The organism is Methylophaga sp. UBA4204 (assembly GCF_002379485.1).
Lineage (GTDB): Bacteria > Pseudomonadota > Gammaproteobacteria > Nitrosococcales > Methylophagaceae > Methylophaga.
The window spans coordinates 1-7,020 of sequence record NZ_DFTU01000032.1 but is presented as its reverse complement, the minus strand read 5'-3'; the positions used below and the strand labels follow the sequence as shown (position 1 = coordinate 7,020).

The window sequence follows — 7,020 nt, the reverse complement described above, 5'->3', positions numbered from 1 at the left end:
TTTGGATGCATTCAGTCATAAGTTATGGCGCAAACCTTCAAAGCGTCGCCAATACCGATATGACATGGCCATTCTCCACAACCCCGATGAAAAAATGCCGCCCAGTGATGCCACGGCATTAAAACGCTTTATCGCCAGTGGTAAACGTATCGGTATTGATGTCGAGCTGATCACGCCGCGTGACTATATCCGTATTGCCGAATATGACGCTTTATTTATCCGTGAGACCACAGCGATTCATAATCACACGTACAAATTTGCCCGGCGGGCGGAAAGTGAAGGATTGGTCGTAATTGATGATCCGACTTCAATCATTCGCTGTACCAACAAGATCTACCTGAAAGAGCTGCTGGAAAAGCATAACTTGCCGATGCCGGAATCACATTTGCTCTATCGAAACGATAAAACCGGTCTGGAAAAAATTTGTGCTGAAGCGACTTTCCCTTTGGTAATGAAGATTCCTGATGGCGCTTTTTCCAAAGGTGTTATCAAGGTGAATAATGCCGATGAACTGCGAAGCAATGCCGCAGAGTTTTTCCAACAATCGGCAATAATCCTGTTGCAGGAATTTATGTTTACCGATTACGACTGGCGTATTGGAGTGTTTAATAACAAACCGATTTATGCCTGCCAGTATTTTATGAGTAAAGGCCATTGGCAGATTTATAACCACAATACCAAAAAAGGCACGGATTCCGGTAAATCAGCCGCGGTGCCTATTTCTGAAGTTCCGGAAAAAGTACTTAAAATCGCGGCAAAATCGGCGAAATTGGTAGGAGATGGTCTTTACGGTATCGATATCAAACAAAGCGGAAGTCGAGTCGTATTAATTGAAATTAACGACAATCCCAGTATCGATAGCGGCGTAGAAGATGCCTATCTGGGACCGGCTTTATATGACGATATCATGCGGGAATTTTTACGTCGGCTCGAAGCTCGTAAAGCGCATCGTCAGTCTTAAGCATTCCTTAGATATAAAAAAAGCGGTGGCTGATAATTCAACCACCGCTTTTTTTGGTTTAACTTATGGCGATTTAAAACGAGTAGCTGGCGCCTACATGTAGATAACGCTTTTCACCTACAAAATAGCGATAATCGCCACCACCACCGCCACCAAAGTCAGCACGTTCAGCGTATTCAGTGTTAAACAGGTTGTGCACTTTCCCGTACAGCGTCAGATTATTGGTGACATCATGGGACGCCCGCAAATTAAACACATCGTGGCCGTCGTACTTCTTGTCATTGCCATCAGTAATGTAATATTCACTCATATGCACCCACTCTAGTTCAGCACGAGTAACTGGTGTTACATTCCAACCCAGCCGAATATTCCCCATTCTTTTAGGCGCAGTTACTAAATAGTCACCTTTTTCGATACCGCTTCCTGGCTTGTTGAAGTCATACTCATGCTTGGCAAAAGTGACATTTGCACCAATATCAAACAATTCATTAAACGGGTAAAACATGCCAAGCTCCAGACCAGTATGGTTAGTTTTACCATCAGGAACATTTTCGTTGTTTGTATCAGTAAAGAAATAGTCATCTTTCTTCATATGATAAGCAGCAATTTCATACTGCAAGCCATCTCCCACCTTACGAACCCCGATCTCAATGCTATCAATAGACTCTGAATCAGCACCACCGGTACGCGAAGGTCCAATCTGGGCACGGTACAAATCGGTAGTCTGTGGTGCGCGATTACCGCGAGCATAGTTGATAAATGCAGCAGTATTATCGGTAAGCTCTTGAACTAAACCTAGTTTGGGGCTTAAGTTACTAAATGTGTCTTTACCGCTATCTGGACGTAAATATCGCGTACCAAATTCGCGTGAATCAGTGTTGTTGGTGTAGTCGTATTTAGTGTATTCATAGCGTACACCTGCGGTGACACGAGTTCTGTCCAATACCTGCCATTCACTGTGCACATAAGGGGCAACGACTGTGGCATCCACTTCATAGTCATAATGAACACCCTGTAAAAATTGTCCAAATATGGTTGGATTAAATTGAACCTCAGAAAGCTCTCCTTCTGTATATTCAAAATCTGTCCCGAAAATAACTTTGTGGCCGCCATCCAGATCCTTGGTATAAGCAGCTAAAAGTCCCACGCTGCTATGTTTGTTATTCTCCACCGGCTGTCCTGGTAGAAAATGCATCAAAAATTCCATTTCTGTATGGCGCAGATAAGGGGTTAATCTAAAGGTAGAAGAGTCTGTTAACTGGCGTTCCCACTCGGTGGATAACCGGGTCGATTTAGCATCACGATAGGCTTCAGGATTAGGATTGGTACGCGAGCGACTTTCATCTTCATAGGCTCTAAATCCTGTGATATAACCAGCGGTTTCCTGATTGAGATTGGTATGGCTGAATAAGGTTTTAAAGCTGTCGATATCGCCATAATAATCATGACGAAAGCTGACTTTTTGCTGATCGTAGCCCGAGTCACTGACATAGCCGCCGTCAGTTGTTCCATTTACGCTTAAGCGGTAACCATGCTGTCCAATGGTATCGCTCACTGTACCTTTCATTTGATACAAATCATGTGGCCCAATGGAAAGATCAATTTCTCGCTCAAGTTCCAGGGAGGGGGCGCGACTTAAAACATTGATTAAGCCGTGGACGGCGTTAGAACCATACAAGGCACTACCTGGACCGCGCACTACTTCAATCCCGCCAGCTTGCTCATAATTAACTTCAAACAGACCATTTACGTTAGCAAAGCCCGCTGCGCGTAATGGAATACCATCTTCCAGAAACAGAAATGACCCGGCACCGGCACCACCGGTTAACACTGGCGAACGAATTGAAGTCAGATGCTCCTGGCCATTACCGCGCTGAATATTGACACCACTGACACGATTGACGATTTCGGTGATGTGATCCGGGCGAACCAAATCGATTTCTTCTTCTGAAATTCTGCCGGTATTCCCCGCTAAATCGAGGATTGGCGTTCCCGAGCGGGTGCCGGTAACAACCAGCTCGTCCAGAGATAAGTCCTCTTCTTCCTGAGCTTAAGCAGGTAAGGCGATATTCATGCTGGCCAGGGCCATCAATATGGGTAATTTGCGTAAGGTTGGCATGAGCTATGGTTCCTAGATTATATGTTGTAAAAATTTAACGAATTTTCTCATGTTGTCTTTTTACAACACATCAGAAAAATCCTTAATTGACGTTGAAAAACGTCCTATCATCCCCATCTAATGACCCAGATCAATTTTTTTCGAATGAGCCCATGGAATACAAAGACTATTACAAAATCCTTGGCGTAAGCCGGACAGCAACACCAGAGGAGATAAAAAAAGCCTATCGCACACTGGCTAGGAAATATCACCCTGATGTCAGCAAAGAGGTGAATGCCGAAGAAAAGTTCAAAGAAGTCGGTGAGGCTTATGAGGTGCTGCGCGATAAAGAAAAGCGTGCACAATATGACCAGTTTGGTGGACAGTTCCGTCACGGTCAATCGTTTTCTCCACCTCCAGGCTGGGAGGAAAATGTCGGTGGCTTCGGTCAGGGTAATTTCAGCAGCTTTTTTGAAAACATGTTTGGTGGCATGGGCGGAATGGGCGGCGGTCAACAGGATAACTTTTTTGCCCGTGGTGAGGATGTAAGCGCCAAAATTACTATTTCACTGGAAGATGCGTTTAACGGCGCGAATAAATCGATTCGCCGTCCTGCCGGTGCCACGCAAACGGGTACCGTTAACGTCAAGATCCCTGCCGGCATCGAACCGGGTAAAAAAATTCGTTTAAGCGGACAAGGTAAAGCTGGAATGAGTGGTAAAGCGGGTGATTTATATCTGGAAATCCAGATTGCCCCACATTCGCTTTATCGGTTGGAAGGCAAGGATGTCTACCTGGATTTGCCAATTACGCCATGGGAAGCAGCATTAGGTGCCAAAATTACCGCCCCAACTTTAGCTGGAAAAATTAGTTTGAATATCCCTGCGGGCACTTGAAGTGGTCAAAAAATGCGTTTGAAAGGCCGCGGGCTTCCCGCTAAAACGCCCGGTGATCAATTTGTGGTTTTACAGATAATGACTCCTCCGGCGACGACTGCCGAAGCGAAAAAGTTTTATCAGCAAATGGCTGAAAAACTTCCGTTTAATCCAAGAGAGAACATTGAATAAGCATTTTGAGGTAGAGACAAAATGATGAATAAACTGAAATCTGCTGTTATCTGGTTGGCCGGTGTAACTCTGTTGACGCAGGTTGCGGTGGCTGCCCTGCCTTTGCCATGGCTGGATGATGATAATCAAATGCCCACGCTTGCACCGATGCTGGATCAATCCAAACCTGCCGTGGTGAATATTGCCACACGTAGTGAAGTCAGAATTCAGGATAATCCATTATTAAATGATCCGTTTTTCCGACGTTTTTTTAATTTACCTCAACAACAGCAACCCCGTACTCGTCAGGCCCAAAGCCTGGGGAGTGGCGTTATTGTTAATGCTAAAGAAGGTCTGGTATTAACCAATAATCATGTGATTCAGCGTGCAGACGAAATTACTGTATCCCTGCACGATGGCCGTACCTTTCAGGCTGAAGTAGTAGGCAGCGATCCAGCAACTGACGTGGCCGTGATTCGCATTCCCCCCGAAAAACTTACCGCTCTGCCACTGGCGGATTCCGACAGACTGCGGGTTGGCGATTTTGTGGTCGCTATTGGTAATCCGTTCGGCCTTGGCCAAACAGTGACATCCGGTATTGTCAGTGCTTTGGGACGGAGCGGTCTGGGACTTGAAGGTTACGAAAACTTTATTCAAACCGATGCTTCCATCAATCCCGGTAATTCGGGCGGTGCATTAGTTAATCTGCGAGGTGAATTAGTGGGTATTAACACCGCTATTTTTTCACCGAATCAATCCGGTAATGTAGGGATTGGCTTTGCTATTCCGAGTAATCTTGTCAAACAGATTACTGATCAGTTACTGGAATATGGAGAAGTTCGTCGTGCTTATCTGGGTGTACAGATGCAAGACATTACCCCAGAACTCGCTCAGGCATTTGGTATTGAAGACAACCGTGGCGGCGCCGTAGTAACCAATGTAATTAAAGATTCTGCTGCTGAAAAAGCGGGTTTAAAAGTGGGTGATGTGGTGACCGCTGTCGATGGCGTTTCGCTGTTAAACGCTGATAACCTGCGTAATACCATCGGTTTATTGATGGTGGGCCAGACTATCAAGCTGGACATCATTCGTAATGGCAAGGAAAAGACCCTGACGGCAAAAGTTACTGAAGTCCAATCCAGTAAAACCCAAACTGGCGATGTGCATCCGAAACTGCGAGGCGCCACTTTTGGTGATATCGAACAAAGCTCACCTGCCTACGGCAGAATTCAAGGCATTATGCTGTACTCGGTTGAACGTGGCAGCCCGGCCTGGGTCGCAGGTTTACGTAGTTATGACATTGTCACCTCGGTCAATCGTCAACCGGTTGCCAACCTCGAACAATTCAAACAACTGGTTTCTAATCAACCGGAGTTATTACTTAATATTGTCCGGGATAATCAGGCTATGTTCTTGCTATTACGATAAGGACTCTGGCGCGGAGCCCAGCTCCGCGCCATCACCAAGATTCTCGGACAGCAACTGGGTAGATCCTTGGTTTTTTTAACCTATAAATCGTGTTGATATTCTACTGTTCGATTCCTACATGCGGCTTTTGCCTGGTAAAGTGCCTCATCAGCCTGTTTAATTAAGTCTGCGGCCTGTTTCTCACCGGTAGGCACCATGCTGGCCACCCCACAACTTATTGTTACGTAATCTGCCACGCTGCTGGTTTTATGCTCTAACGCTATGTCATAAATGTTTTGACGCATCCGTTCAGAAATATCTATTGCGTCTTTAGGCCTGGTATTCGGCAATAATACGCAGAACTCTTCACCTCCAAAACGGATGGCAACATCAGTTGCTCGAAGTAAACTTTGCTGCATCACATTCGCAACTGATTTTAAGCATTCATCGCCTGTCTGGTGACCATAGGTATCATTGAACTGTTTAAAAAAATCTATATCTGCAATGATGATAGAAAAATGATTTTTATTGGCTAATGCAGCTGACCATTCTGTTTCCAGATGCTCTGCCAGATAGCGTCGATTTGAAAGGCCAGTCAGGTCATCTATTTCTACCAGCTTTTCCAGTGCGGACTGAACTGTCTTATATTCCGTCATATCCCGCATGGTTTCGACTACTGCAATCAGATTCCCCTGAAAATCATAGATTGGGCCTGAATCAAAAGCGATATAAAGCCTTCGGTTTATTCGTGGCAGATAGCACCAGTTATCTGCTTGATAGCCTTTACCATAGGCTGAAGGTTCAGCATGGTAAACATATAGTTTATCGAGCTCATCAATGCGATTTTGCACCAGCAGGTCTGCCAGGCAGGGTCGTTTTTCGGAATAAAAGGCCTGCCAGTGGTTATCGGTACCAATTACTTCTGAGGCTTTAATACCGGTCAGCCGTTCACAGGCTTTATTCCAGATAATCACTTTTCCTGTGTCATCAAGCACAAAAGTTGCTGTAACTAAATGCTCCATCAGATTAATAGCAAACTGCTGTTGCTGAAGACTATCCAAGATTATCTTCTCCCAGAAAAATCGTATTCCATACTATTCCGGCATATAAGTTACCTCTTTATACGGAATGTATTTTTCCTATACAAGCTTGGGAGGATATTCCTGCAAAATAAATTGCAAAAGTGTGTCCACTTCAAATGCTTTTTGTTGAGATTAAAACTCCTTATTTCACAACCCGTTTAATGCCTTGAATCATTAGTAGCACTACAGCGCCTGCAACAACACCCACTCCTGCGTTAAAAAGTTGTGGAACGATAAAAGCACCCACCGCATTTCCTACATTCAGGCTTTCCAGCCAGTGATGCAAAAAAGCTAAACCATGCACCAAAATTCCGCCGCCAACCAGAAACATAGCCAACATTCCAACGACTGATAAAAATTTCATAAATTTGGGGGCAAGCCATAAAATGCTCTGTCCCACTGCACGTTTAACTTTTGCAAACCAGT

At 44.9% G+C, this 7,020-nt stretch carries 5 protein-coding genes and 1 pseudogene; 3 read left to right on the top strand and 3 right to left on the bottom strand.

Translation table 11 applies throughout. From position 1 onward, the window contains the following. Positions 1–961: ATP-grasp domain-containing protein (locus B3182_RS04075; RefSeq protein ID WP_292751651.1), on the top strand; the 961-nt coding region annotated here is incomplete at its 5' end. A gap of 73 nt (positions 962–1,034) precedes the next feature. Here the strand turns inward: B3182_RS04075 and B3182_RS04070 are convergent. Continuing rightward, on the bottom strand, positions 1,035–2,945 hold the full coding sequence (locus tag B3182_RS04070) for a TonB-dependent receptor (protein ID WP_292358699.1): 1,911 nt from the start codon (positions 2,943–2,945) through the stop codon (positions 1,035–1,037). A 287-nt stretch (positions 2,946–3,232) separates the two neighbouring features. Between B3182_RS04070 and B3182_RS04065 the strand changes: the two are divergent. Together B3182_RS04065 and B3182_RS04060 are read left to right on the top strand one after the other, a co-directional pair. Continuing rightward, positions 3,233–4,126 (top strand): annotated as a pseudogene (locus B3182_RS04065) (DnaJ C-terminal domain-containing protein). Positions 4,127–4,147: 21 nt separating this feature from the next. After that, positions 4,148–5,533 (top strand): DegQ family serine endoprotease, encoded by a 1,386-nt coding sequence (locus B3182_RS04060; protein WP_292358448.1) that lies wholly within the window; start codon positions 4,148–4,150, stop codon positions 5,531–5,533. 80 nt (positions 5,534–5,613) lie between these two features. Here the strand turns inward: B3182_RS04060 and B3182_RS04055 are convergent, their stop codons facing one another. Both B3182_RS04055 and B3182_RS04050 read right to left on the bottom strand, forming a co-directional pair. Beyond that, positions 5,614–6,573, bottom strand: coding sequence for a diguanylate cyclase (locus B3182_RS04055; protein WP_292358450.1), 960 nt, complete (start codon positions 6,571–6,573; stop codon positions 5,614–5,616). A gap of 163 nt (positions 6,574–6,736) precedes the next feature. After that, on the bottom strand, positions 6,737–7,020 hold a 284-nt coding region (locus tag B3182_RS04050), incomplete at its 5' end, for a DUF808 family protein (RefSeq protein ID WP_292751648.1).